Raw genomic sequence first — 24491 nt, forward strand, 5'->3', positions numbered from 1 at the left:
GCGGGCGCGGGCGGGGGTGCGGGCCAGCGGCGGTGGAAGTACGGAAGCCTTCTTTCCCTCGCGCGGAGGGTCGCTTCTCAGGCTTCGAGCGCGCTGCCCGCGAGCAGGTCACGCCATTGCTGCTGCTGTTCGGCGAATTGCAGCCAGGCCTCGTCGGCCAGCGCCTGGTGGCGGTCCGCGTCGGCCGTTTCGCCGAGCATCCGGAAGGTCTGCGCCAGCCGGCTGTGCGTGATCGCGCGGTCGTCGAGCTCGCACTCGGGATCGAGTTCGATCTCGGCCTCGCGCGCCTGATGCAGCGCGTGCTCGTGCTGTCCCAGGTTGGCCCGGCACCAGGCCAGGTCCGACAGCAGGCTGCTGCCCAGACGCTCCAGCCCCAGCGACATCGCCTGCGGCAGATGCTCCTCGTAGAGCCGTCTGGCCTCCTCGAAGCCGCCCTGCATCGTCAGCACCTGCGCGCGCAGCACCGGCGTCAGCTCGGTCATCATCTGCGCGCCGACGGCCTCATCGAAGTGGTGCACCGAGTCCACCGACAGCATCAGCTCGGACCCGCGCCACGACTGGCTCGACAGGCTCTCGCGCCGCAGCTGCGAGGCCCGCATGCCGGCCATGTTGAACATCAGCGCCGACAGCGACGCATCGTCGCCCTCCACCGACGCATGCCGGCGCGCGCGGATGTACCAACGCTGCGCCGTCGCCAGGTCGCCGGCGTAGTGCCAGCTCAAGCCCATCGTGATCGCCAGGCGGGCCTGCGCCACGTTGTGCTCGGGCAGCGCCTCGCCGAGGCAGCGCTTCGCGTAATCGACCAGCGCCACCGGGTCGTGGCGGATGAAGGCCAGCTGCGACAGCCAGGCCGACGCAAGCACCCGCACCTCGACCAGCGCGGGCGAGCTGCCCGCGATCGCATGCGCGCGTTGGATGCGGTCCCAAGCCTGCTGCGCGACGAAGCCGTTGTAGTAGCTCATCAGGCCTTCGGCCATGTGCAGCCAGGCCCCGATCTCCGGATGCGGATGCTGGAAGGAGAGCTGGTGCAGCGCCGTCAGCGCCTCGCGCGCCTCGCCCACCGCGCCGTGACGCGCCAGCAGCATCGCGCGTTTGGCCCGCGCCGCCGCCGAGGCGGTCGGCGAGGTCGCGGCGGCGATGTCCTTGTCCAGCTGCTTCAGCAGCCGGGACTTGATGACCAGGGGGGCGGCGGCGGAAGGCGGGGCTGAGGCGTCTTGCATGCCGGGCCTCAGCGTGTCAGCCGGTCCAGCGCTTCCTGGTACTTCGCGGACGTGTTCGTGATCACGTCCTCCGGCAGTGCCGGCGGCGGCGCGACCTTGCCCCAGGGCTGGCCGTCCACCGTCGCCTGCTCCAGCCAGTCGCGCAGGAACTGCTTGTCGTAGCTCGGCGGGTTGCTGCCGACCGCGTAGCTCTCCGCCGGCCAGTAGCGCGAGGAATCGGGGGTCAGCACCTCGTCCATCAGCGTCAGCGTGCCGTCGGCGTCCAGGCCGAACTCGAACTTGGTGTCCGCGATGATGATGCCCTTGGTCAGCGCGATGTCCGCGGCGCGCTGGTAGAGCTGGATCGCGATGTCGCGCACGCGCTCGGCCAGTTCGCGGCCGATGATCTCGGCGCAGCGCTCGAAGTCGATGTTCTCGTCGTGGTCGCCCATCTCCGCCTTGGTCGCGGGCGTGAAGATCGGCTGCGGCAGCTTGCTGGCGTTCTGCAGGCCGGCCGGCAGCTCGACGCCGCAGACCTTGCCGCTGGCCTTGTATTCGGACCAGCCGCTGCCGGCCAGGTAACCGCGCACCACCGCCTCGATCGGCAGCGGCTTCAGGCGCTTGACCAGCATCGCGCGGTCGCGGACCTGGGCCTTTTCAGCCTCCGTCACCACCGACAGCGGATCGTCGCCGGTCAGGTGGTTGGGAACGATGCCGTCCAGCTTGTCGAACCAGAACAGCGCCATCTTCGTCAGCAGCGCGCCCTTGCCCGGGATAGGCTCGCTCATGATGACGTCGAAGGCCGAGATGCGGTCCGACGCGATCATCAGGATGCGGTCGTCGCCGACCGCATAGTTCTCCCGCACCTTGCCGCGTGCGATGAGGGGAAGGGAGGTGATCGACGAGGTGTGCAGGGCGGCGGTCATGGGTGTGCAGTCGGACGGAACGGCAAAGCCGGGATTCTAGAGGCGGCTCAAGAAACCCCGACGACGCCCCGCGACCCGTCGATCCGCTTCAGGACGCGTCAGATCGACGTGAAGCCGACGTAGCGCGACACGAAGCGGGTCTTGCCCTCGCGCTCGAAGCGCGCCTCGTCCCAATCGCCCTCGTCCAGCCGCGACACGACGTCGGGCTTGAACAGGTAGGTCCAGGCCCGCCGCCAGCTGCCGTCGGCCAAGGTCACCAGCACCTCGTGGCGCTCGTAGTCGTCGCCCTCGAAACGGTCCAGCCGTTCCCAGGCCGCGTCAGGCACGTCGAGGTAGAGGCGGCCGACGACCTGATGGCCCGCCGCCGGGACCATCCCGGGGTAGTCGTGACCGCGCACGGGATGGCGTGCATGGTCCGCGAGCGTGGCCGCGGTCGGTGGCGCGAAGGGCCCTGCGTCGGGGCCACAGACGCGGGCCATGATGTCCGGCCACATCAGCGTGCCGTAGGTGAACGCATGTGCCATGAGCGGATCCCCAAAGACGAGTGCGGAGGTGAAGCGGGCAGAAATGAAAAGACCGGCGCGAGGCCGGTCCGTTCGGAGACTTCGAAGGCGTCCGGAGCTTACTGGACGACTTGCGCCAGCTCGCCGCGCTCATACGCGGCGGCCACCTCGACCAGGCTGCGCGGCTTGATCTTCGGGGCTTGGCCTTCGCAGCCGAACTCCAGGTAACGCGCCTTGCAGACCAGCTTGGCGGCTTCGCGGGCCGGCTTCAGCCATTCGCGGGCGTCGAACTTGTCCGGGTTCTCGAACAGGAACTTGCGCACCGCACCGGTCATCGCCAGGCGGATGTCGGTGTCGATGTTGATCTTGCGCACGCCGTGCTTGATGGCTTCCTGGATCTCCTCGACGGGCACGCCGAAGGTCTCCTTCATCTGGCCGCCGTACTGGTTGATGATCGCCAGCAGTTCCTGCGGCACGCTCGACGAGCCGTGCATCACCAGGTGGGTGTTGGGGATGCGCTTGTGGATCTCCTTGACGCGCGAGATCGCCAGGATGTCGCCGTCGGGCTTGCGGGAGAACTTGTAGGCGCCGTGGCTGGTGCCGATGGCGATGGCCAGCGCGTCCAGCTGCGTGGCCTTGACGAAGGTCGCCGCCTCTTCCGGATCGGTCAGCATCTGGCTGTGGTCCAGCTTGACGTCGGCGCCGATGCCGTCTTCCTCGCCCGCGTCGCCGGTTTCCAGGTTGCCCAGGCAGCCCAGCTCGCCCTCGACGGTGACGCCGACCTTGTGCGACATCTGCACCACGCGGCGGGTCACGTCCACGTTGTAGTCGAAGCTGGCGGGCGTCTTGCCGTCGTCCATCAGAGAGCCGTCCATCATCACCGAGCCGAAGCCCAGGTTGATCGCGCCTTCGCAGACCTTGGGGCTGGTGCCGTGGTCCTGGTGCATCACCAGGGGGATGTGCGGGTAGGCCTCGACCGCCGCCTGGATCAGGTGCTTGATGAAGGCCTCGCCGGCGTACTTGCGGGCACCGGCGCTGGCCTGCAGGATCACCGGGGCGCCAACCTCGTCGGCGGCGGCCATCACGGCCTGCACCTGCTCCAGGTTGTTGACGTTGAACGCGGGAATGCCGTAGCCCTGTTCAGCCGCGTGATCCAGCAGCTGGCGCATCGAGACGAGTGCCATGAGAGTTCTCCGAGATAGTGAAAAATCCTGGGCCGCGGTCGACGCCAAAGCCTCGCCGTAACCGCGCCGTAACTGTTCGGGATTCTAGCGAGCCCCCATGACGGCCTCTGTAACGAACAGAGGGCTCCCCCTGAACTGGTGCCATACCAGTGACCCCACCCGCTCGTTTTTTCCAGGCCTTCCAGGAGGTTCTTCCGGGAACCGTCCAGACGGTCGCGGCGGGCGCAGACCGCATCCGCGCCAGCGCGCTCCCCCTGGACAGGGGTCTGTGCGCTTGCGCGGCGGCGGAAGCGGCCGGTAGGCTGTCGCCCGGGCGTCCCGGCCCGTCGGAGCAAGCGCCGTGCCTTGCCCCGCCGCCGGTGGCGAGGACCGCCCGCGCGACCGCCGCTTCCAGGAATTTCATGACCCGTCTCGCGATCGACCAGCTGACGCTCTGGATCACCGCCGCCGCCAACGAGCATTCGCTCGACCTGCCCGCCTTCGTCGAGGAGCGCACCGGCGCCAGCCACCGCGCCACGCTGAACGCGCTGCGCCGGCTGGTGGACGCCCAGTGGCTGACGCGTTCCGGCACCGCCCGCCGGCCGGTCTTCGGGCCGGGCGCGCTGCGCCAGGTGGCGCGCAGCTACACGCTGCACGGGCTGATGGAGGACGTGGTCTGGCAGCGCGACTATGCGCCCCACTTCGCCCTGCCGCGCCACGTCGCGCGGATGATCCAGCACGGCTTCACCGAGCTGGTGAACAACGCCATCGACCACAGCGGCGGCACCAGCGTCACCGTGTCGCTGCGCCAGACGCCGACCCATGCGCAGTTGCTGGTGTCGGACGACGGCTGCGGCGTCTTCGAGAAGATCCGCGACACCTACGAGCTGACCGACGCGCGCCACGCGATGCTGGAACTCAGCAAGGGCCGGCTGACGACGCAGCCGCAGGCGCACACCGGGCGCGGGCTGTTCTTCAGCTCGCAGCTGGCGGACGTCTTCGACATCCACGCCAACGGCAAGGCCTTCCAGCGCCGCGCCTGGGAAGGCAACGCGTGGAAGGACGGCAAGGGCCTGCCGCGCCAAGGCAGCTCGATCTACATGGCGATGTCGCTGGAGAGCAAGCGCACGCTGGAGCAGGTGCTGGAGCAGTGGAGCGTCGACGGCACCGGCATCGCCTTCGACCAGACGCGGGTGATGCTGAACCTGGTGGTCGTCGCCGGTCAGATGCTGGATTCACGCGCGCAGGCGCGGCGCGTGGCGGCGCGGCTGCCGCAGTTCAAGCGGGCGGAGGTGGACTTCGACGGGGTCACCGATGTCGGGCACGCCTTCGCCGACGAGTTGTTCCGCGTCTTCGCGCGGGCGCACCAGGAAGTGGAACTCGTGCCCCTGAACATGACGCCGCGCATCGCCGCGCTGGTGCAGGCCGCGCGCAGCGCCTGAAGCGGACAGCGCCTCAGAGATCGCTGTCGACCAGGGCCTGGAGCGCGGCGCGGCTGCGGGCGATCGCTTCGTCCAGACGCGGCAGCAGCGAGGCAGGCTCGCTGCCCTTGGCGGCGCCGAACACGATGCCCTCTTCCACCACCGGCTTGGGCAAGACCTGGAACTGCGTCCCGTTGCGCAGCGCGCGCAAGCGCCGCTCCAGCGCGGCGGCGCTGCCGCGATGGGTCGCGATCAACGCGTCGCAGCGTCCCGCCGCCAGCATGCGCGCGCGGCCGCCGAGATCGGTGCCGCCGCCCTCGACGTGGAACAGCTTCTTCTGCCGGGCCTCCTCGAACGCCGCACCGTAGGTCGCGCCGCGCGTCACGCACAGCGCGTGGCCGCGCAGGTCGTCGAGCTTGTCGAAGCGCAGGGGCCGCGCCTTCGGCACGACCAGCCAGCCGCGGCTCACGAAGACCGGATGGCTGTACGCGAAGACCTTGTCCCGCGCCGGATTGCGCGACAGCCCGAAGACCAGGTGCTGGCCGAGTTCCGCGCCCAGCAGCGCGCGCGGCCAGGGCAGCAGCAGCAATTCCCATTGCAGGTCGGCCGCCTCGGCAATCCGCTTGAGCAGGGGCAGGACGAAGGGTTTGTGGGTCTGCTCGCTGATCGCGAGCCGGACCGGCTCCCGGCCGTCGGCGGCGACGCCGGGGGCCGCATCGACGCCGACATCGCCTTGCGCGAGCACGGTGCCGGCGGTCAGCCCCGCACCCAGGCCGCCGATCAGCAGATCGCGGCGGCGCAGCGGTGTCACGGCGCGGCTCCGGGAGATCGCCGATGCGTCAGCCGACGCGGCAGACCTTCAGCATGTTGGTGCCGCCCGGATAGCCCATCGGCTCGCCGCAGGTGATCGCGTAGGTGTCGCCCGGCATCAGCACGCCGCGTTCGATCAGCAGATCTTCCGCAGCCTTGAGCGCCTCGTCTCGGTCGTTGAAGTTGGGCATCAGCAGCGGCGTGACGTTGCGGTACAGCGCCATCTTGCGATGCGTCAGCACCTGCGAGGTCAGCGCGTAGATCGGCACGTGGATGCGGTGGCGGCTCATCCACAGCGCGGTGGAGCCGGACTCGGTCAGCGCCACGATCGCCTTGCAGCCCAGGTGGTGCGCGGTGAACAGCGCGCCCATGGCGATCGACTGGTCGATGCGGCCGAACTGACGGTTGGCGAAGTCGGTGTCCAGGGTTACGAACTCGGCGTTCTCCGCCTCCAGCGCGATCGCGGCCATCTGCTGGATGGTCTCGACCGGGAAGCGGCCGGCGGCGGTCTCGGCGCTCAGCATCACGGCGTCGGTGCCGTCGAGCACGGCGTTGGCGACGTCGGACACCTCGGCGCGGGTCGGCACCGGGTTCACGATCATCGACTCCATCATCTGCGTCGCGGTGATGCAGACCTTGTCGAGCTCCAGCGCCATCTTGATCATGCGCTTCTGCAGCGCGGGCACGGCGGCGTTGCCGACTTCCACGGCCAGGTCGCCGCGAGCCACCATGATGCCGTCGGAGGCCTTCAGGATCGCCTCCAGGTGCGGGATCGCCTCGTAACGCTCGATCTTGGCGATCATCCCCGGCTTGTGGCGATACGGCTCGCCGGCAACGTTGGCCAGCTGGCGCGCCATTTCCATGTCGGTGGCGTTCTTGGGGAAGCTCACCGCCAGGTATTCGCACTGGAAGGACATCGCGGTCTTGATGTCCTCCATGTCCTTGCCGGTCAGCGCGGGCGCGGTCAGGCCGCCACCCTGCTTGTTGATGCCCTTGTTGTTGGACAGCTCGCCGCCCTGCTTCACGATGGTGTGCACCTGCGAGCCGCGCACCGCCTCAACCGTCAGCACCAGCAGACCGTCGTTCAGCAGCAGCGTGTCGCCGGGCTTCACGTCGCGCGGCAGTTCCTTGTAGTCCAGACCCACGACCAGCTCATTGCCCGGCTCGGTGCGGTCGGCGTCGAGCACGAAGGGCGTGCCGTTCACCAGCTCGATCTTGCCGTTCTCGAACTTGCCGACACGGATCTTCGGGCCCTGCAGGTCGGCCATGATGGCGACCTGACGGCCGGCACGGGCGGCGACCTCACGCACCATGCGGGCGCGGTCGATGTGATCCTGCGCCTTGCCGTGCGAGAAGTTCAGCCGCACCACATCGACGCCGGCCTGGATCATCCGCTCCAGCACCTCCGGGGAGGACGATGCGGGACCGAGGGTGGCGACGATCTTGGTGGCTCGGGACATGTCTTGTCTCTGTCTGAAATTTAGTTACAGCGGTCGATTATGAGCCGCTAAAACGACATCGGAACAGTTTCCACGAGTTACGGCGGAGTTTCCAACGGCACGGATCGTTCGGACCGAGCACCGGTGGCATGACCACCCCCGGCGACTCGGGCTTCGCGAGGGGGCGCCCAACTCGGTCCGCTCACCTTCGGCTCGCTGCCCTCAGACAGTCTGCGCCCAGTCAGTCAGGAAAGCGCGCTCCGCGCGCCTCGCTTCGCCCTCCTCGCCGGGGGTGGCCATGCCACCTCCCAGCAAGGATCAGGCCTTCGCGGCCTTGACGTCCGCGACCGCCAGTGCCGTCATGTTGACGATGCGGCGCACCGTCGCCGACGGGGTCAGGATGTGCACCGGGCGCTTGGCGCCCAGCAGGATCGGGCCCACCGTCACGCCTTGACCGCCGACGACCTTCAGGACGTTGAACAGGATGTTCGCAGCGTCCAGTGTCGGCAGCACCAGCAGGTTCGCCGAGCCGGTCAGCGTCGAGTCCGGCAGGAAGTTGTCGCGCACGTCCTCGGACAGCGCCGCGTCGCCGTGCATCTCACCGTCGCATTCGATCTCGGGATGCGCGGCGGAGAACAGGTCGCGGGCTCGGCGCATCTTGACCGCCGACGCGCGCTTGCTGCTGCCGAACATCGAGTGCGACAGGAAGGCCACCTTCGGCGGCAGGCCGAAGCGCTGCAGCTCCTCGGACGCCTGCCAGGCGATGTCGGCCAGCTGCTCGGCCGTCGGATCCTCGTTGACGAAGGTGTCGGCGATGAAGAGCGTGCGCTGCTCCAGCATCAGCGCGTTCATCGTCGCGAAGTTGGAGACCTCCGGCTTCAGGCCGATCAGGTTCTGGATGTGTTCCAGGTGCGAGTCGAAGCGCCCGACGGTGCCGCAGATCATCGCGTCGGCGTCGCCGAGCTGGATCGCGAGCGCGCCGATCGTCGTGTTGGAGCGGCGCACCGCGGACTTGGCCATCTCCGGCGTGAAGCCGTTGCGGCCCATGACCTGGTGGTAGGCCTCCCAGTACTGGCGGAAACGGTGGTCGTTCTCGGGGTCGATGACGAGCGCGTCCTCGCCCAGCTTGATGCGCAGGCCGGCGCGCTTCAGGCGCATCGCGATGACCTCGGGGCGGCCGATCAGCGTCGGCTTGGCCAGGCCTTCGTCGAGCGCCACCTGCACGGCGCGCAGCACGCGCTCATCCTCGCCCTCGGCGTAGATGACGCGGGCCGGGTGGGCCTTCGCCTCGGCGAAGACCGGGCGCATGAACATGCCGGTCTGGTAGACGAAGCGCGACAGCTGCTCGCGGTAGGCGGCCATGTCCTGGATCGGACGCGTGGCGACGCCGGACTCCTCGGCCGCCTTGGCCACCGCCGGCGCGATGCGCAGGATCAGCCGGCTGTCGAAGGGCTTGGGGATGATGTAGTCGGGACCGAAGGCCAGGTCCTGCCCGGCGTAGGCGGCGGCGACTTCCGGCGGCGTCTCGGCCTTGGCCAGTTCGGCGATCTCGCGCACGCAGGCGAGCTTCATCGCCTCGGTGATCTTGGTCGCGCCGCAATCCAGTGCGCCGCGGAAGATGTACGGGAAGCACAGGACGTTGTTCACCTGGTTCGGATAGTCCGAGCGACCCGTCGCGACGATGCAGTCGGGGCGCGCTTCCTTCGCGAGCTCGGGGCGGATCTCCGGTTCCGGGTTGGCCAGCGCCAGGATGATGGGCTGGCGCGCCATGGTCTTGACCATCTCGCCGGTCAGCACGCCGGCGGCCGAGCAGCCCAGGAACACGTCCGCGTCCTTGACCACGTCGGCCAGCGTGCGCGCCGGGGTGATCTGGCAGTAGCGCTGCTTGGACTCGTCGAGCCTGGCGGCGTCGGCGCGCTCGCTCTGGATCACGCCCTTGGAATCGACGACGAAGATGTTCTCGCGCTTCACGCCCAGGCCGACCATCACGTCCAGGCAGGCGATGGCCGCGGCGCCGGCGCCCGACACCGCGACCTTCACCGCCCCGATGTCCTTTCCGACGAGTTCCAGGCCGTTCAGCAGCGCCGAGCTGGAGATGATCGCGGTGCCGTGCTGGTCGTCGTGGAAGACGGGGATGTTCATGCGCGCGCTCAGCTGCTTCTCGATGTAGAAGCACTCGGGCGCCTTGATGTCCTCGAGGTTGACGCCGCCCAGCGTGGGCTCCATCGCCGCGATGATCTCGACGAGTTTGTCGGGATCGCGCTCGGCCAGCTCGATGTCGAAGACGTCGATGCCGGCGAATTTCTTGAACAGGCAGCCCTTGCCTTCCATCACCGGCTTGGCGGCCAGCGGACCAATGTCGCCCAGGCCCAGCACCGCGGTGCCGTTGGTGATGACGCCGACCAGGTTGCCGCGCGAGGTGTACTCGGCGGCCAGGGACGGATCCTGCTCGATGTCGAGGCAGGGATAGGCGACGCCCGGCGAATAGGCCAGCGACAGGTCGCGCTGGTTGGCCAGCGGCTTGGTGGGCGTGACGGCGATCTTGCCGCGCGTGGGGAAGCGGTGGTACTCCCGCGCCGCCTCGCGCAGTGCGGCCTCGGCCGGGCTGAGGTCGAGGCCGTCGTTCTTGTCGGTCATGCAAATCTCCGTCGCGATGAATGGGGCCCGGCGCCCTGCGGGTGGCGGTCTTCGCGGCGCAACAACGCGCCTCCGTAACCGCGCGGTAATGGGGCCTGGGGGGCGCAAAGCTTAATCCTCCGGCTCCGGCGGCGCGATGAATTCAGCTTTAACTCCCATGCAAAGATGGCAATCGACGATGCGCGCCGCGTAACCCGCATCGGGATTTGCCCGCAAGTTGGAGCAACCTCCCTAGATCCGCCCGCAAGTGCCGGCACCCGGGCACCCATCACGACGTGCGAACAACGCGCTCCTTAGAATGCGCCCCGCTGTCGTCTACCTCTTCCGAGTCCCGCCGTGCCGATCTCCCCGACCTCCCTGCCCGCTTCGACTTCGCAGCGCCGCGCGCTGCTTCGCCTGACCGCCGCCCTGCCCCTGTCGCTCGCCCTGGGCGCACCGCGCGCCCTGTTCGCGCAGACCGCGGCGCTGGCCGGCGCCGGCGCCTCGTTCCCTTCGCTGGTCTATGGGCGTTGGGCCTCGGCCTACGAGAAGGCCAAGGGTCAGGCCGTGAGCTACAAGCCGACGGGCTCCGGCGACGGCGTCAAGCAGATCACCGCGCGCGGCGTGGCCTTCGGCGGCAGCGACTCGCCGCTGGCTTCCGACGAGCTGACCAAGCGCAAGCTCGTCCAGATCCCGATGCTGGTCGGCGGCATCGTGCCGGTGGTCAACCTGCCGGGCGTGCCGGAAGGCCGGCTGCAGCTCACCGGCGACCTGCTCGCCGAGCTGATGATGGGGCGCGTCGCGAAGTGGAACGACGGCCGCATCGCCGCTTTGAATCCGGGGGTCGCGCTGCCTGCGCTGCCGGTCAAGCGCATCGTGCGGGCCGACAAGTCCGGCACGACCGAGGGCTACACCAAATACCTGAGCGCGGTGTCGCCGGCCTTCGCCAAGGACGTGGGCGCGAACGCGCAGCCGAAGTGGCCCGGCGAAGTCGAGGCGGCCGAAGGCAACGACGGCATGGCCAAGGCGCTGAAGGCGGCGCCCGGCACCCTCGCGTACGTGAGCTACGACCGCGTGCAGCGCGACAAGCTCAACGGCGTGCGCCTGCGCAACGCCGCCGGCCAATGGGTCGCGGCGGGCGAGACCGGCTTCAAGTCCGCGATCGCCAACAGCGACCTCTCGCGCAAAGGCGACGACCTGGCCTCGCTGATGGACCGCGACGGCGCGGAGAGCTGGCCCATCACGATGACCAGCTTCATCCTGATCGACGCGACGCCCGCGACCGGCGTCGGCGCCGCGCCGGTGATGAGCTTCCTGTACTGGTGCTTCATGCACGGCGACGACCTGACGCGCGGCACCGGCTTCGCGCCGCTGCCCGTCGCGCTGCAATCCAAGCTGGCCGCCCGCTTCGCGGCGGTCAAGCCCGCTGACGGGAAGCTGCCGGCCTATCTGGGGATCTGAAGCCTCAGCCCTTCAGGCGCGGCGTCGCATCGACGCGCGCCTGCAAGTCGGGCGGCAGTCCCTCGGTCATGTAGCTGAGCCTGGCGCCCCATTCGCGTCCTGCGGGCCACAGCAGGTCCGCCGTGGTCTGCACCTGATCCAGCACGTCGTCTTCGGTCAGGTGCCGAGCCCGCAGCCCTTCCGGGTCGATGCGCATCACCAGGCACAGCATCGTGCCGCCGCCTTCGGCCTCCGGCAGTGGGGCTTCAAAGGCCCAGGCCTGACCGATGAGCGGATTCGCCGCCAACGCGTGCCGCAAGGCGTCCTGTTGCCACGGGGTCAGGGCGTGCACTTGCACCCGCCCCTTCTGCAAGGCCTCACCCGCTTCCCACAACCGGCGCTGGCGCAGCCGGCGAGCTGCAGCGTCGCGTCGCGGCACTTCCACCGACAACATCGGCCACTGCGTCCGGTCGGTGCCTGCCAAGGCGGCATGCCCCATCGTCCATCGCAGACGCTGCGACTCGCCCGCCCAGGGCGAATGCGACCGGCACTGCGCGTCCCACGACGCACCCAACCAGCGCGCGCCGGCGCACTCGTCTGCACCGGCCGGCGTCAGGTCCAGGTCCGACGGATCGCAGCCCAGCGCCGCCAACCGCGCTGCATGGGTCGGATGACTGCCGCGCGGCTGCCGGTGTTGCAACAGCTCCGCGACTTCAGCCGCCGTCACCGGCTCGCGCGTCAGCGCTCGAGGCGCCCATTCCACCCAATCGGCCGGGGGCTCGACATCGAGCGCCAGACGCTCGCGCACCATGTCTTCGAAGGTCCGGGCCTGGCGGACGGAAGCGCGCTCGATCAACAGCAGCGCCCGGCCGAGTGCCCGCGGCGAAGCCAGCCGCGCGGCGAGCGCATCGGCCTCGAACTCGCAGCGACGGGAATGCGCCTCGCTGGCGCGGCGGAACCAGGGCAGGAACATCGCCGCGAAGTTGCGGCCCGCGCGCTCCCAAGGGCTCGACGACTCGACGTCCTCGTCCATCGACAGTCGTTCGGTCCGGGCCCAGCTCGACCACGCAGCGCGCGTGCGGTAGACCCAATGACCGAGCCGGCCGTGGCGGCGCGAGAAGTGCCCGAGTTCATGGGCAATCACGGCCTCTGCGGCCGCTTCGTCCAGCAGGCGCAGCAGCGGCAGTCCGAGCACCAGCACCCGCCGCGTCGGCCTCAGCGACAGTCCGCGATGACGTTCCAGCGCGCCGGCGTTGATCGAGGCGTCGAGCGCGATCTCATGGACCCGCGGCGCCTGCAGCGCATCCGTCAAGGCATCCACCTTGGCATACAACCCGGGCGCCTCATCCCGGCGCAGCGTCTTCAGCGACAGCCGCCAGTCGGGCTGCACCAGCCAGGCCAGCAGCACGAAACCCAGACCGCCCCAGATCAGCACGGTGTTGTTGGCACCGTAGAACATGATCGGGATCGCCATCGCCACGGCGCAAGGCAGCAGCAACAGCAACTGGAAAAAGGCGGACGCGGCCACGGCGGCGCCGGCCACGACCCAGGTCGGCGGCGATGGATCCGCCACGGTCTGCTCGTTCATCAATTCCTCCCTGATCGACGGCGCGTCGTGCACGCCGGCGATCCCTCGTCATGGTCGACCGCGTCACAGGCGATCGCTCTCATGAAAGGCGAAAGGGCGCCGAAGCGCCCTTTCCTTGTCGTCGGGCCTGGGCCCGCCGCGTCAACCCTGCGCGCGCTTGGCCAGGATCTCGAACGCCGGCAGGGTCTTGCCTTCCAGCACTTCGAGGAAGGCGCCGCCGCCGGTGGAGATGTAGCCCACCTGGTCCTCGATGCCGTACTTGGCGATCGCCGCGAGCGTGTCGCCGCCGCCGGCGATCGAGAACGCGTCCGACGCCGCGATGGCGCGCGCGATGGTCTCGGTGCCGTGGGCGAAAGCGTCGAACTCGAACACGCCGACCGGGCCGTTCCACACGATGGTGCCGGCCGCCTTGAGCTGTTCGGCCAGCAGGGCCGCCGTCTTCGGACCGATGTCCAGGATCAGGTCATCGTCGGCCACGTCCGTCGCGGCCTTCACCGTGGCCGGCGCATCGGCGGCGAAGGTCTTGGCCGTCACCACGTCCACCGGGATGGGCACCGCGGCGCCGCGCGCCTTCATGGCCTCGATCACGGCCTTGGCTTCGCCGACCAGGTCGGGCTCGGCCAGCGACTTGCCGATCTTCAGACCGGCCGCCAGCAGGAAGGTGTTGGCGATGCCGCCGCCGACGATCAGGCCGTCGACGTTGGCCGACAGCGACTTCAGGATGGTCAGCTTGGTCGAGACCTTGGAGCCCGCCACGATCGCCACCAGCGGGCGCTTCGGATTGGCCAGGGCCTTGGTGATGGCGTCGATCTCGGCGCCCAGCAGCGGGCCGGCGCAGGCGATCTTCGCGAACTGCGCGATGCCGTAGGTCGAGGCCTCCGCGCGGTGCGCGGTGCCGAAGGCGTCGTGGACGAAGATGTCGCACAGCGCGGCCATCTTCTTCGACAGTTCTTCGCTGTTCTTCTTCTCGCCCTTGTTGACGCGGCAATTCTCGAGCAGCACGACCTGACCCGGCTTGACGTCGACGCCGTCGACCCAGTTCGCGACCAGCGGCACGTCGCGGCCGAGCAGCTCGCCCATCCGCTTGGCGACCGGCGCCAGCGAGTCCTCGGGCTTGAACTCGCCCTCGGTCGGGCGGCCCAGGTGCGAGGTGACCATCACCGCGGCGCCGGCCTTGAGCGCCATCTCGATCGCGGGGATCGAGGCGCGGACGCGCGTGTCTTCGGTGATCTCGCCCGCATCGTTGAGCGGCACGTTCAGGTCGGCGCGGATGAAGACGCGCTGGTCGGCCACCTTGCCGGCGGCGATCAGATCGGCGAATCGCAGGACGTTCATGGGATGAGCTTCGAGTAGTTGGAAAGCGGTGCGCCGGAGGCTCGCGCGCGCGGCGGAGACGCAGCATGCGAAGGCCGGCAAATCGGCCCGCAGCTTAACAGCCGCGTGACGACGACCCGCGTCCGAGCGGGTTACGGAACGCCGCTGAAACCGGCGACCGCCGGCGCTGCGCGTGCGCTCACCAGCCGAGGCCGATCCTCAAGGCGAGCATCACCGCGGTGCCGCTGACGATGGTCCCGAGGATGCCGCGCTTCCAGAAGAAGTAGGCCGTGCCGACGGCGGCCGCATAGAGCCGCGCGTCCTTCCAGGTGTGGATCAGCTCGCCCTGCGTCATGACGATCTCCGGCACGATCACCGCCGCGAGCGCCGCCAGCGGCGCGTAGCGCAGACCGTCGCGAACCCACTGCGGCAGCGGGATCTCGCGGTCCGGGATCATGAAGAAACTGCGCGTGACCATCGTGATCACCGCCATGCCGAGGATGCCCAGCACCGCCTCCCACACGCTCATGCGGACCTCCCGTTGGAAGAGTTCGATGCGTTAGATGCGCTCGACGCGCCGGAGGGTCCGGACGAGCTGGACGGGCTCGCCGGCGGCAGCCACTTCTCCATCAGCAGCCCGACCGCCACCGCCGCGGCGATGGCCACGAGGATGTTGAGCCGCAACGGCAGCGCATACGCCGCCACCGCCGCGCAGCCGGCCACCACGCCCGAGATCCAGGTGTTGCGGTCCTTCAGCAGCGAGTAGCTCAGCCCCAGCAGCGCCAGCACGCCGGCGAAGCCCAGACCCCAGTTCGTCGGGATGCGGTCGGCGAGCAGGATGCCGGCGATGGCCGGGATCTGCCACGCGAACCAGTTGGTCGCCACGCCGCCCCAGAAGTAGGGCAGCTGGTTGTCCGGATCAGGCTTCAGGTCCGGGAAGCGCTTGAGGAAGGCGACGTAGTTGAGGTCGGCCGCGAAGTAGCCGATGACCAGCCGTTGCGCGCGGGGCAGCGGCTCGAAGTACAGGCGCCACTGGGCGCTGAAGATCACGAAGCGCAGGTTGACGCAGAAGGCCGTGGCCCACAGGACCCACAGCGGGGCGCCGCTGGCCAGCAGCGGCAGCGCGGCCAGCTGCGAGCTGCCGGCGAAGACCGCCAGGCTCATCAGCAGCGACAGGCCCACGCCCAGGCCGCTCTTGACCATGGCCACGCCGGTCACCAGCCCCCAGGCCGAGATGCCCAGCGTGATGCCGAGCATCTCCTTGGAGCCGCGCTTGAATTCCGGGTGGCGCACCAGCGCCGAGAGTCCTTCCGCCATGGGCGCGATTGTCGTCTGCGCGGTGCACAAACGAATCGCCCCTCGCCCGCTGTCGCGGTGAGGGGCGTCCACACAGCGCCCTGGGGCGCCGCTTCAAGCGTTCACGGCACTCACTTCAGCTTGCGCACCGAGCCCGAGCCCGCGTTGGACAGGCTGATCTCCGGGCTGCCGACGTAACCGACGTCGCCCGAACCGGCGATGCGCACGTCCAGCTTGCGGGTCGGCGCCACGGTGACGTCGCCGCTGCCGGAAATGCTGACCTTGGCCTCGTCGACGACCAGCTCGCGGGTCTTGACGTCGCCGCTGCCGGCCACCGAGACCGACAGGGCGTTGGCCTTGCCGTTGAACAGCATGTCGCCGCTGCCGGCGACGCGCAGCGTCACGTGGTCGGCTTCCAGGCCCTGCACGCGCAGGTCGCCGCTGCCGGCGATGCTGGCGTCCAGGTTGCCGGTCTTCATCGCCTCGACGCGGATGTCGCCCGAGCCCGAGATCGACAGGCCGCGCAACTGGCGCATGTCCAGCGTGATGGTCGGCGTGCCCCGCGCGTTCAGGCTGTAGCCGCGCTTGGGCGAGATCTCCAGCGTGCGGCCCTTGCTGCCGTCGATGACCTTGGTCTCGATGTAGCTGAACAGGTTGCGGTCGGTCTTGACCTCGACCTTGTCGGCCGGGCCCTGGCGCACCAGGACCTTGAAGTCGCCCGACAGCGCCACCGCATCGAACGCGCCCACATCGCGCGCGTCGGCGGCGACGTCGCCGTTGCCCTCGATGCGCTGGGAGCTGCCGAAGCTCAGCGACCAGGCATGCGCGGTGCCGACGGCGCCCACGGACGCCAGGCTCAGCGCGGTGATGGCGAACAGACGGCGGGTGGCACGGAAGGACGTTGTGGTCATGAGCGATCTCCTGATCTTTCGGATGATCGTATCTTCGTTGCGACGCCCCTGCCCCGCGACCGGGCGACGACGAACTGCACCATCCACGGGATCAACTGCGCGGCCGACCGATGTTCCGGACGAGCCGGCGGCCCGTCAATGCCCGCCCTTGCCCTTGTCTGCCGACTTGTCCGCCGGCTTGTCCGCGGCCTTCTCGCCCACCTGCCCCTTGGCGGAGCGCGGCGAGTCCTCCTCGTCGTCGGACGCGGCGGCGGCTGGCCGGCTGGCCTGCGGATTCGCGACCTGCGGACGGGTGCCCTCGAGCTTGTTCTCCCGCATGTACTCGTCCATCTCCCGCCAGCCGTCGTAGACCGCGGCCTTCTGGGCCTTGGGGTTCAGGGCGTAGCAGTCCTCGATGGCGCGCAGCGCGTTGCGGCAGGCGCCGCCGATGGCCTTGCCCTCGGCCTGCTTGGCCGCGGCGACCTTGGCGGGATCCTCGATGCCGAGCTGATCGCAGCCGGCCAGCAGCACGGCGGCGCCGAGCAGCGTCGCCGACACGGTCAGGGAACGGAAAGAGGCGGTCATGCTGTCCTTTTCGGCCGCCGGGGACAGGCGCTTGAATGAGGCGCACCGGCGGGATCGGGCCATTGTGCCGTCGACCCCACGCCCCTCGATCCAATGAAAAACACCGCCCGGAGGCGGTGTTTCGTGGCGCCGGAGGCCTCGGAGGGTCCTACGACGCCTCTGCGGGAAACCGGCTCGGTTACCGTTCAGCTGCGCGCCATCGCCATCAGGCGCTCGATACGCTCCTCGGTCGACGGGTGGGTGCTGAACAGCCCCTTGAGGCCGCCGCCCGACAGCGGGTTCATGATCATCATCTGCGCCGTCTCGGGGTGACGCTCGGTGGTCTCGAGCGGGATGCCCTGGGCGTAGCGGTGGATCTTGTCCAGCGCCGTGGCCAGCGCCTGCGGGTCGCCGGAGATCTCCGCGCCGCCGCGGTCGGCCTCGAATTCGCGGGCGCGGCTGATCGCCATCTGAATCAGCGAGGCCGCGATCGGAGCCAGGATCGCCACCAGGATGCCGACGATCGGGTTGGCCGGCCGGCCTTCGCTGTCGCGCGGGCTGAAGAACATGGCGAAGTTCGCCAGCATCGAGATCGCGCCGGCCATCGTTGCGCTGACCGTCGAGATCAGGATGTCGCGGTGCTTCACGTGGGCCAGTTCATGCGCCATCACGCCGCGCAGCTCGCGCTCGGACAGCACGCGCAGGATGCCAGTGGTGGCGGCGACGGCGGCGTGCTCCGGATTGCGGCCGGTGGCGAACGCATTGGGCGCGTTCTCCTCGATCAGGTAGACCTTGGGCATCGGCAACTGGGCGCGTGCGGCCAGTTCCTTGACCATGTTGTAGAACTGCGGCGCGCTGCGTTCGTCGACCTCCTGGGCGTTGTACATCTTCAACACCAGCTTGTCGGAGAACCAGTAGCTGAAGAAGTTCATGCCCACCGCGACGGCCAGCGCGATCAGCATGCCCGTCTGGCCACCCAGCAGGGAGCCGATCACCATGAACAGCGCGGTGATGGCGGCCATCAGGACGGCGGTCTTCATCAGGTTGAACATGCAATCACTCCTCGAGAAAAGCGGCCGCGGCCGCGAAGGGGAACTCATCCGGACGGTACACCGTCCCGATGTCCCAGTTGACGGCGAGGCCGTCGGGTTCAAGCCGGCGCGGGGCCGGTTTGTCCGACGGTTCAGTCAGGGTTAAGCGAAGCGGAGACCGGCCTGGAGCGGTCGGGCCTGCAGGAAGGCGGCCGCCGGCAGGCGCTTGCCGCCGGCGCGCTGGAGCTCGGTCAGTCGGACGCTGCCGGTGCCGCAGGCGACGACCGGACCTTCGGCCGACACCGCCAGCACCTGCCCCGGCTCGCCGAGTGTGCCGTCGGCCTCGACGAGTTCGGCGCGCCAGACCTTCACCACCTCGCCGTCGAGCTGCGCGACGCCGCCCGGGAAGGGGTCGAAGGCGCGCAGCCGGCGCACGATCTGCGCGGCGTCGTCGGCCCAGCGGATCTGGCTTTCGGCCTTCTCGATCTTGTGGGCGTAGGTGACGCCCGCCTCGGGCTGCCTCACCGGATGGAAGCCGCCGCAGGCGGCGAGCTCCAGCGCCTCGACGATCAGCCGGCCGCCGAGCGTCGCCAGCTTGTCGTGCAGGCTCGCGGTCGTGTCCGTCGCGGCGATGGGCAGGCGCTCGAGCAGCAGCATGTCGCCGGTGTCCAGGCCCTCGTCCATCTGCATGATGGTGATGCCGGTCTCGGCGTCGCCGGCCTCGATGGCGCGATGGATGGGCGCGGCGCCGCGCCAGCGCGGCAGGATCGAGCCGTGGATGTTCAGGCAGCCCAGCCGCGGCAGTTCCAGCACCCACGTCGGCAGGATCAGCCCGTAGGCGGCGACGATGAGCACGTCCGGGCGCGCGGCCAGCAGCGCCTGCCGGCCGGACTCCGCCTCGTCGGGGAACCTGCCGTCCAGCCGCAGGCTGCGCGGCTGCGCCACGGCGATGCCGCGCGCCACCGCGAGCTGCTTCACCGGCGAGGCCTGCAGCTTCATGCCGCGCCCGGCGGGACGATCCGGCTGGCTCAGCACCAGCGGGACCACGAACCCGGCGTCCAGCAGCGCCTGCAGCGCCACGGCGGCGAATTCCGGAGTGCCTGCGAAGGCGACGCGCAACGGTGCGGCCATCAGGACTTCGCGTCCTCGCGGGCCTTCTTCACCAGCTTGGTCTTGATGCGCTCGCGCTTGAGCGGGCTCAGGTATTCGACGAACACCTTGCCGGCGAGATGGTCCATCTCATGCTGCACGCAGACGGCCAGCAGGCCCTCGGCATCGAACTGGAAGGTGTGGCCGTCGCGGTCCAGCGCCTGGACGGTGACCTTCTTGTGGCGCATGACCTTGTCGTAGATGGTCGGCACGGAGAGGCAGCCCTCCTCGCCTTCCATCATCTCCTCGCTGCGGGCGACGAGCTCCGGATTGATCAGCACCAGCGGCTGGTTGCGCTCCTCGGAGACGTCCATGACCAGCAGGCGCTCGTGCACGTCCACCTGCGTGGCGGCCAGGCCCACGCCGTCGGCGTCGTACATCGTCTCCAGCATGTCGTCGGCCAGCTGGCGCAGGCGGTCGTCGACCGCGGCGATGGGCTTGGCCACGGTGTGCAGGCGTGGATCGGGGTATCGAAGAATGGAAAGTTTCGCCATGGTGAGGACGCGAGGCGCGGTGCGCGGCTGTGGACAGCACACAACGCCGGTTTGTAAGGGCTTGCAAGGGAGGGCAGGCCGGTTCATTGCCGGGCCCCCTGAACCGGGGCAGAATCGCCGCCAGCGAGACGGTTGATTTTCGCCGATTTGGCGGTCAGTCTGGCCCTCGTCACAAAAGCGCCACTGGCCACGAGGGGCCTTCGATCTCGGCGCGCGGAGAACAAGTAATGACGCAAAGGCGGCCGCTGGGCTTGACGATGATTTCTGCAGCCCTGCTGGCGGGCACCTTTGCCGCCGCACCGTCGTTTGCGGCGGGGGACTTCCCCATCACCCAAGGGCAGCGCCAGACGGCGCAGCAGGTCGCGCAGGCCGGCGTCCCGCTGTCGGAGCTGGCGCCCAACGCGCCCGACACCTACACGGTCAAGGCGGGCGACACGCTCTGGGCCATCTCGGGCCTGTTCCTGAAGAGCCCGTGGCGCTGGCCCGAGCTCTGGGGCATGAACAACGACCAGATCCGCAACCCCCACCTGATCTACCCCGGCCAGGTGCTGATGCTGATCAAGGCCGACGGCCGCGCCCGCCTCCAGCTGGGCCGCGACGTGGGCACCGGCGCCCCCGGCAGCACGGTGAAGCTGTCGCCGCGCGTGCGCTCCGAATCGCTGTACGACGGCTCCATCGCCGCGATCCCCCAGCACCTGATCGAGCCCTTCCTCAACGAAGCGGTGGTGCTCAACGACAACGAGCTGGCGACCGCTCCCCGGATCGTCTCGGCGCAGGAGAACCGCGTCTGGATGAGCAAGGGCGACCTGGCCTACGCCCGCGGCAATCTGCCCGTGGACGCGAACGCCTTCCGCATCTTCCGCGAGCCGCGCGCCCTGCGCGATCCGCAGACGAAGGAAGTGCTGGGCTACGAAGCGGTCTATGTCGGCACCGCCGACCTGACCCGACCGGGCAGCGGTGTCGGCACGAAGGACGAGGTCCCCTCGACGCTGACGCTGACGCTGAACCGCATCGAATCGCAACCGGGCGACCGGCTGGCGCCGGTGCCGGAGCGCGGCTACACGAGCTACGTGCCCCATGCGCCTCAAGGGCCCGTCAACGGTTTCATCATCTCGATCTACGGCGACGCGATCACCGCGGGCCAGAACCAGATCGTCGCCCTGAACAAGGGCAAGCGCGACGGCCTGGAGCGCGGCCATGTGCTGGCCCTGTGGCACACGGGACGCGTGGTGCGCGATCCCACCACCGAGCGCCGCGAAGAGATCAAGCTGCCTGACGAGCGTCACGGCCAGCTCTTCGTCTTCCAGGTGTTCGACCGCGTGTCGTATGCGCTGATCCTGTCGGTCCAGGAACCGGTCGTCGCAGGCGACCGCTTCACGCAGCCGTAAGCGCTGCGGCTCTCCGGACCGGGTCGCTGTCAGGACCACACGGATGAGCCCCGACGAACTGCGCGACTGGCTGCATCTGCTCTCCTGCGTCTCGCGCGGCACGGCGCGGAAGCTGCTCGCTCGCCACGGCGCCCCCGGCGCCGCCCTCAGGACCGGACGCGCCGGCTGGGGCGCCGCGGTGTCTGCCGAAGAGGCCGCCCTGCTGACCCGGGGCCCCCACCAGCTCGACCGGCTGGTCCGCCGCACCGAAGACTGGCTGGCCAGCGGCGAGCGCCGCTCGATCCTGCTCCTCGGCGCGCCTGACTATCCCCTGCCCCTGCTGCACACGGCGGATCCGCCGCTGATGCTCTACCTCGATGGCCGGCGCGAGCTGCTCGGCGAGCGTGGCGTGGCGGTCGTCGGCAGCCGGCGCCCGAGCCCGCAAGGCGACGAGAACGCCCGCTACTTCGCCGCCGGCCTGGGAGAAGCAGGCTTCTGCGTGGTCTCGGGGCTGGCGCAAGGCATCGACGGCGCCGCGCACGAGGCCGCGCTGAACACGCGAGGCGGCACGATCGCGGTCCTCGGCACCGGGCCGGACAAGGTGTACCCGCTGGAACACGCGGACCTGTCCCGCCACATCGCGCGCCGCGGACTGCTGGTCAGCGAATACTTTGTCGGCACGCCCCCGATGGCGCCGAACTTTCCGCAGCGCAACCGCATCATCGCGGGGCTGGCGGAGGGTTGTCTGGTGGTCGAGGCGGCCATGAAATCCGGTTCACTGATCACCGCCCGCCAGGCGTCGGAGGCGGGTCGGGAGGTCTTCGCCGTGCCGGGGCCCATCCATGCGCCGCAATCCAAGGGCTGCCATCACCTGCTCAAGCAGGGGGCCTGCCTGGTTCAGGAGCTGGATGACCTGCTCAACGAACTGCCCGTCGGCGGCCTGCCCCGCACAGCGCCGCTGGATCTCGAGGCCGACAAGCCCGAACCCGAAGCCACACAGGGGGAGGCGGACGACGACCACCCCCTGCTGCGGGCGATCGGCCGGGACACGGTGTCGCTCGAACAGCTCTCCCAGCGCAGTGGCTGGGCCCAGGACGAACTCAACGCCACCTTGCTGGATCTGGAGTTGGAAGGCCGCGTGGCCCGCCTGCCAGGCGCCCTTTTCCAACGCCGCCGCGCCACGTGAACACCGGCGCCGTCAAAGCAGCGTTTGAGTCTTCTGGAGGGGCAAATTCCATGCGCCGGACCGTTCATTTCGGCGGGAAGGGCTTTCGGAGCGTCGGTTATAGTCCCCGCCATGTTTGACGTCCTCGTCTACCTGTACGAAACCTATTGGCGCCCCGACGCCTGCCCGGATCACGCGCAACTGACCCGGAAATTGTCGGCGGTCGGGTTCGAGGACGACGAGATCCGTGACGCCCTGTCGTGGCTGGACGGTCTGGCCGGCGCAGCCGAATCCCATCACGGGGAGCCCGGCGAACGCAGCATGCGCGTGTACACGCGCGAGGAACAGGACCACCTGGGCGAGAGCTCGATCGGCTTCATCAGCTTCCTGGCGTCTGCCGGCGTGCTGCCGACCGCCATGCGCGAGATGGTGATCGACCGCGCGATGGCCATCCCCGGCGGCCCGCTGGACCTGGAAGACCTGAAGATCATCGTGCTGATGGTGTTCTGGAGCCTGGGCGAGGAGCCCGATGCACTCATCCTCGACGAGTTGTTCGTCGCCCCGGAAGAGCGCCTGATCCACTGATCTGCTGACCCGCTAATCGCACAACAGAGGACGCACGGCAGAACCGGCCCCGCATCGCGGCGCCGGTTTTTTCATGGGCGGATGACAAGACCTGACCCGTGTCAGGCAAGCAGACGGCTCGGATCGACTTCGAGCTTTGCGAGCGCGTTGCGCGTTGCCTTCACGGTGAGCGATTCGTCCTGCGCCGGCAGCATCAGCCCGGCCTGCAGGAACGCGGCCAGCCGGCTCACCTGGAACAGCACGCCCCGCCCTTGCGGCGAAACGAACAGGATGAGGTGATGCCTCAGCCCGCGCCAGACCAGTTGGACCGGCTCGACCCGGCCGCGGTAGTCGAGCATGTACCAGCTGCCGACCTGCAGCTCGCGCGCCCAGGCCAGCATGGCCGTCGTCGGCGCGGCGCCGCCTTCGGCGACCACCTCCAGCCCCTCGCATTCGTGGCTGGAGAGGTCGCGCACCAGCGTCTCGTTGATCTCGCCGGCCTCGGGCGAAGGCAGCATCGCTTCCAGGGTCTCGAGCTGGCTCATCAGGTCGTCCAGCCGTTCGCGCGGAATCGCAGCGGTCTTGGCGGTGAACGCGGCCGCCAGGGCGTTGTTCAGCGACCGGATGTGCTCGTCCTGGCGCTCGTGCGACAGGCCCGCATGGCTCATGCCGTCGCGCAGCGTCTTCAACAACGGCGGCAGGCGCCGGATGACCTCGGCCCGGTCCTCGCGCGACACCTTCGCGCTCGCCGACCAGATCAGGTCGGCGGCCGCCCGCTTCATCGCCTTGGTCTGCTCGGCCTGAGGCCCGGAGCGCACGCCCGTCACGGCCAGCACATCCGCCCAGACCTGGAACAGGAAGTCGCGCACGCCGTCCTGCACCGGCACCTCGGAAAGCATCTTGCGCAGCTCGATCGTGTACTGGATCGCCAGCGTTTCGCGCTGCTCCACCTGCTGCGCGAGCGACACGCCCTTCTTCGAGACCTCGTTCTCCTGCTCGAAGTAGTGATCGAGGAACTTCTCAAACTCGGTCAGCACCGTCTGGAAGACACGTCTGCCGGTGTCCGGGTAGGCCTCGACAACCTGGACGACGCGTTTGATCTCGCGCTCCAGCGCGTCGCCGATCTCGGCGGTCGAGGTGCTGAAGCCCATCACGCACGAGCCCATCCGGTCGATGAGGCGGCGCGCGGGGTGATCGTCCGTGGCGAAGAAATCAGGTTCGCCGACGGCCACCCGCAGCACCGGCATCTGAAGCCGCGCAAACCAGACGCGGATCGCCGGCGGAATGCGTTCTTCCTGCAGGATGGCCTGGAACAGCAGCGCGACCAGCTCGATCGTGGCGCGCTCGGCCGGCGTGTCGGCGGCGTTCTTCAGGACCTGCTTGAGGGCCTGGTTGCGGTGGCGGATCTCGTCGAGCGCCTGCGGCGCCGTCAGTTGCTGATCGACGGTCGCCACCTTGTCGGCGCGCCGCTGCACGGCTTCCTGCGCGTGATTGATCGCGGCGCTCAGCCGCGGTGAACCGGCGCGCGTCGGCGGCCCGCCCGAATGGCCAG

At 69.2% G+C, this 24491-nt stretch carries 22 protein-coding genes; 5 read left to right on the top strand and 17 right to left on the bottom strand.

The window, feature by feature from the left end; translation table 11 throughout:
* Nucleotides 1-77: 77 nt before the first annotated feature.
* From VF536_RS19330 to fba, 4 genes are all read right to left on the bottom strand, one after another.
* Nucleotides 78-1220, bottom strand: a complete 1143-nt coding sequence (locus tag VF536_RS19330) for a hypothetical protein (protein ID WP_331616503.1) — start codon at nucleotides 1218-1220, stop codon at nucleotides 78-80.
* Nucleotides 1221-1228: 8 nt separating this feature from the next.
* Nucleotides 1229-2125 (bottom strand): phosphoribosylaminoimidazolesuccinocarboxamide synthase, encoded by an 897-nt coding sequence (locus VF536_RS19335; protein WP_331616504.1) that lies wholly within the window; start codon nucleotides 2123-2125, stop codon nucleotides 1229-1231.
* Between the two features lie 98 nt (nucleotides 2126-2223).
* Nucleotides 2224-2649 (bottom strand): gamma-glutamylcyclotransferase family protein, encoded by a 426-nt coding sequence (locus VF536_RS19340; protein ID WP_331616505.1) that lies wholly within the window; start codon nucleotides 2647-2649, stop codon nucleotides 2224-2226.
* A gap of 98 nt (nucleotides 2650-2747) precedes the next feature.
* Entirely contained in the window at nucleotides 2748-3812 is a 1065-nt protein-coding gene (fba, locus tag VF536_RS19345; protein ID WP_331616506.1) for a class II fructose-bisphosphate aldolase, read from the bottom strand.
* A 401-nt stretch (nucleotides 3813-4213) separates the two neighbouring features.
* On the opposite strand from fba, the gene VF536_RS19350 reads away from it, so the two are divergent.
* A complete protein-coding gene (locus tag VF536_RS19350; protein WP_331616507.1) occupies nucleotides 4214-5233 on the top strand; it encodes an STAS-like domain-containing protein in 1020 nt (339 codons plus the stop codon).
* Between the two features lie 13 nt (nucleotides 5234-5246).
* Here VF536_RS19350 and VF536_RS19355 read toward each other — a convergent pair whose 3' ends face one another.
* The 3 genes from VF536_RS19355 to VF536_RS19365 all read right to left on the bottom strand — a co-directional run bounded on the left by VF536_RS19355 (nucleotide 5247) and on the right by VF536_RS19365 (nucleotide 10098).
* Nucleotides 5247-6023: a transporter substrate-binding domain-containing protein gene (locus tag VF536_RS19355; RefSeq protein ID WP_331616508.1), complete on the bottom strand. Its 777-nt coding sequence runs from the start codon at nucleotides 6021-6023 to the stop codon at nucleotides 5247-5249.
* A gap of 28 nt (nucleotides 6024-6051) precedes the next feature.
* Nucleotides 6052-7482, bottom strand: a complete 1431-nt coding sequence (gene pyk, locus VF536_RS19360; RefSeq protein ID WP_331616509.1) for a pyruvate kinase — start codon at nucleotides 7480-7482, stop codon at nucleotides 6052-6054.
* A gap of 297 nt (nucleotides 7483-7779) precedes the next feature.
* Nucleotides 7780-10098, bottom strand: coding sequence for an NADP-dependent malic enzyme (locus tag VF536_RS19365; RefSeq protein ID WP_331616510.1), 2319 nt, complete (start codon nucleotides 10096-10098; stop codon nucleotides 7780-7782).
* Between the two features lie 336 nt (nucleotides 10099-10434).
* On the opposite strand from VF536_RS19365, the gene pstS reads away from it, so the two are divergent.
* Complete coding sequence (pstS, locus tag VF536_RS19370; RefSeq protein WP_331616511.1) at nucleotides 10435-11538, top strand: phosphate ABC transporter substrate-binding protein PstS; 1104 nt, start codon at nucleotides 10435-10437, stop codon at nucleotides 11536-11538.
* A 4-nt stretch (nucleotides 11539-11542) separates the two neighbouring features.
* On the opposite strand, the gene VF536_RS19375 is transcribed toward pstS, so the two are convergent.
* The 9 genes from VF536_RS19375 to def form a co-directional block, all read right to left on the bottom strand.
* The gene (locus VF536_RS19375) at nucleotides 11543-13105 is read right to left on the bottom strand and encodes a M48 family metallopeptidase (protein ID WP_331616512.1); all 1563 of its coding nucleotides are present in this window, start codon (nucleotides 13103-13105) and stop codon (nucleotides 11543-11545) included.
* A gap of 141 nt (nucleotides 13106-13246) precedes the next feature.
* Nucleotides 13247-14440 carry a phosphoglycerate kinase gene (locus VF536_RS19380; RefSeq protein ID WP_331616513.1) on the bottom strand — a complete coding sequence of 398 codons (1194 nt, stop codon included), beginning with the start codon at nucleotides 14438-14440 and terminating at the stop codon, nucleotides 13247-13249.
* A 178-nt stretch (nucleotides 14441-14618) separates the two neighbouring features.
* Complete coding sequence (locus VF536_RS19385) at nucleotides 14619-14948, bottom strand: AzlD domain-containing protein (protein WP_088404647.1); 330 nt, start codon at nucleotides 14946-14948, stop codon at nucleotides 14619-14621.
* Nucleotides 14945-15736: an AzlC family ABC transporter permease gene (locus VF536_RS19390; RefSeq protein ID WP_331616514.1), complete on the bottom strand. Its 792-nt coding sequence runs from the start codon at nucleotides 15734-15736 to the stop codon at nucleotides 14945-14947. The genes VF536_RS19385 and VF536_RS19390 overlap by 4 nt, the downstream gene beginning before the upstream one ends.
* A gap of 110 nt (nucleotides 15737-15846) precedes the next feature.
* Nucleotides 15847-16626, bottom strand: coding sequence for a head GIN domain-containing protein (locus VF536_RS19395; RefSeq protein WP_331616515.1), 780 nt, complete (start codon nucleotides 16624-16626; stop codon nucleotides 15847-15849).
* Nucleotides 16627-16761: 135 nt separating this feature from the next.
* Entirely contained in the window at nucleotides 16762-17190 is a 429-nt protein-coding gene (locus VF536_RS19400; RefSeq protein ID WP_331616516.1) for a hypothetical protein, read from the bottom strand.
* Nucleotides 17191-17375: 185 nt separating this feature from the next.
* Nucleotides 17376-18221, bottom strand: coding sequence for a zinc metalloprotease HtpX (gene htpX / locus VF536_RS19405; RefSeq protein ID WP_331616517.1), 846 nt, complete (start codon nucleotides 18219-18221; stop codon nucleotides 17376-17378).
* A gap of 141 nt (nucleotides 18222-18362) precedes the next feature.
* Nucleotides 18363-19319, bottom strand: coding sequence for a methionyl-tRNA formyltransferase (gene fmt / locus VF536_RS19410; RefSeq protein ID WP_331616522.1), 957 nt, complete (start codon nucleotides 19317-19319; stop codon nucleotides 18363-18365).
* Nucleotides 19320-19330: 11 nt separating this feature from the next.
* Nucleotides 19331-19843, bottom strand: coding sequence for a peptide deformylase (def, locus tag VF536_RS19415; RefSeq protein ID WP_331616518.1), 513 nt, complete (start codon nucleotides 19841-19843; stop codon nucleotides 19331-19333).
* 227 nt (nucleotides 19844-20070) lie between these two features.
* On the opposite strand from def, the gene VF536_RS19420 reads away from it, so the two are divergent.
* The 3 genes from VF536_RS19420 to VF536_RS19430 all read left to right on the top strand — a co-directional run bounded on the left by VF536_RS19420 (nucleotide 20071) and on the right by VF536_RS19430 (nucleotide 22960).
* Nucleotides 20071-21231, top strand: coding sequence for a LysM peptidoglycan-binding domain-containing protein (locus VF536_RS19420; protein WP_414710412.1), 1161 nt, complete (start codon nucleotides 20071-20073; stop codon nucleotides 21229-21231).
* Between the two features lie 43 nt (nucleotides 21232-21274).
* A complete protein-coding gene (dprA, locus tag VF536_RS19425; RefSeq protein ID WP_331616520.1) occupies nucleotides 21275-22396 on the top strand; it encodes a DNA-processing protein DprA in 1122 nt (373 codons plus the stop codon).
* Nucleotides 22397-22507: 111 nt separating this feature from the next.
* Nucleotides 22508-22960, top strand: coding sequence for a DUF494 family protein (locus VF536_RS19430; protein WP_297529036.1), 453 nt, complete (start codon nucleotides 22508-22510; stop codon nucleotides 22958-22960).
* Nucleotides 22961-23061: 101 nt separating this feature from the next.
* Here the strand turns inward: VF536_RS19430 and VF536_RS19435 are convergent.
* The coding region (locus VF536_RS19435) for a DUF1631 family protein (RefSeq protein WP_331616521.1) at nucleotides 23062-24491 on the bottom strand (1430 nt) is incomplete at its 5' end.

The sequence above is a fragment of the Roseateles sp. genome, assembly GCF_036486225.1.
Classification (GTDB): domain Bacteria; phylum Pseudomonadota; class Gammaproteobacteria; order Burkholderiales; family Burkholderiaceae_C; genus Roseateles.

Excerpts from the sequence above, each read along its gene's own strand:
- VF536_RS19330 (WP_331616503.1), bottom strand. The coding sequence starts at position 1,220 with ATGCAAGACGCCTCAGCCCCGCCTTCCGCCGCCGCCCCCCTGGTCATC.
- VF536_RS19335 (WP_331616504.1), bottom strand. The coding sequence starts at position 2,125 with ATGACCGCCGCCCTGCACACCTCGTCGATCACCTCCCTTCCCCTCATC.
- VF536_RS19340 (WP_331616505.1), bottom strand. The coding sequence starts at position 2,649 with ATGGCACATGCGTTCACCTACGGCACGCTGATGTGGCCGGACATCATG.
- fba (WP_331616506.1), bottom strand. The coding sequence starts at position 3,812 with ATGGCACTCGTCTCGATGCGCCAGCTGCTGGATCACGCGGCTGAACAG.
- VF536_RS19350 (WP_331616507.1), top strand. The coding sequence starts at position 4,214 with ATGACCCGTCTCGCGATCGACCAGCTGACGCTCTGGATCACCGCCGCC.
- pyk (WP_331616509.1), bottom strand. The coding sequence starts at position 7,482 with ATGTCCCGAGCCACCAAGATCGTCGCCACCCTCGGTCCCGCATCGTCC.
- VF536_RS19365 (WP_331616510.1), bottom strand. The coding sequence starts at position 10,098 with ATGACCGACAAGAACGACGGCCTCGACCTCAGCCCGGCCGAGGCCGCA.
- VF536_RS19375 (WP_331616512.1), bottom strand. The coding sequence starts at position 13,105 with ATGAACGAGCAGACCGTGGCGGATCCATCGCCGCCGACCTGGGTCGTG.
- VF536_RS19380 (WP_331616513.1), bottom strand. The coding sequence starts at position 14,440 with ATGAACGTCCTGCGATTCGCCGATCTGATCGCCGCCGGCAAGGTGGCC.
- VF536_RS19385 (WP_088404647.1), bottom strand. The coding sequence starts at position 14,948 with ATGAGCGTGTGGGAGGCGGTGCTGGGCATCCTCGGCATGGCGGTGATC.
- VF536_RS19390 (WP_331616514.1), bottom strand. The coding sequence starts at position 15,736 with ATGGCGGAAGGACTCTCGGCGCTGGTGCGCCACCCGGAATTCAAGCGC.
- VF536_RS19395 (WP_331616515.1), bottom strand. The coding sequence starts at position 16,626 with ATGACCACAACGTCCTTCCGTGCCACCCGCCGTCTGTTCGCCATCACC.
- VF536_RS19400 (WP_331616516.1), bottom strand. The coding sequence starts at position 17,190 with ATGACCGCCTCTTTCCGTTCCCTGACCGTGTCGGCGACGCTGCTCGGC.
- htpX (WP_331616517.1), bottom strand. The coding sequence starts at position 18,221 with ATGTTCAACCTGATGAAGACCGCCGTCCTGATGGCCGCCATCACCGCG.
- def (WP_331616518.1), bottom strand. The coding sequence starts at position 19,843 with ATGGCGAAACTTTCCATTCTTCGATACCCCGATCCACGCCTGCACACC.
- VF536_RS19420 (WP_414710412.1), top strand. The coding sequence starts at position 20,071 with ATGACGCAAAGGCGGCCGCTGGGCTTGACGATGATTTCTGCAGCCCTG.
- dprA (WP_331616520.1), top strand. The coding sequence starts at position 21,275 with ATGAGCCCCGACGAACTGCGCGACTGGCTGCATCTGCTCTCCTGCGTC.
- VF536_RS19430 (WP_297529036.1), top strand. The coding sequence starts at position 22,508 with ATGTTTGACGTCCTCGTCTACCTGTACGAAACCTATTGGCGCCCCGAC.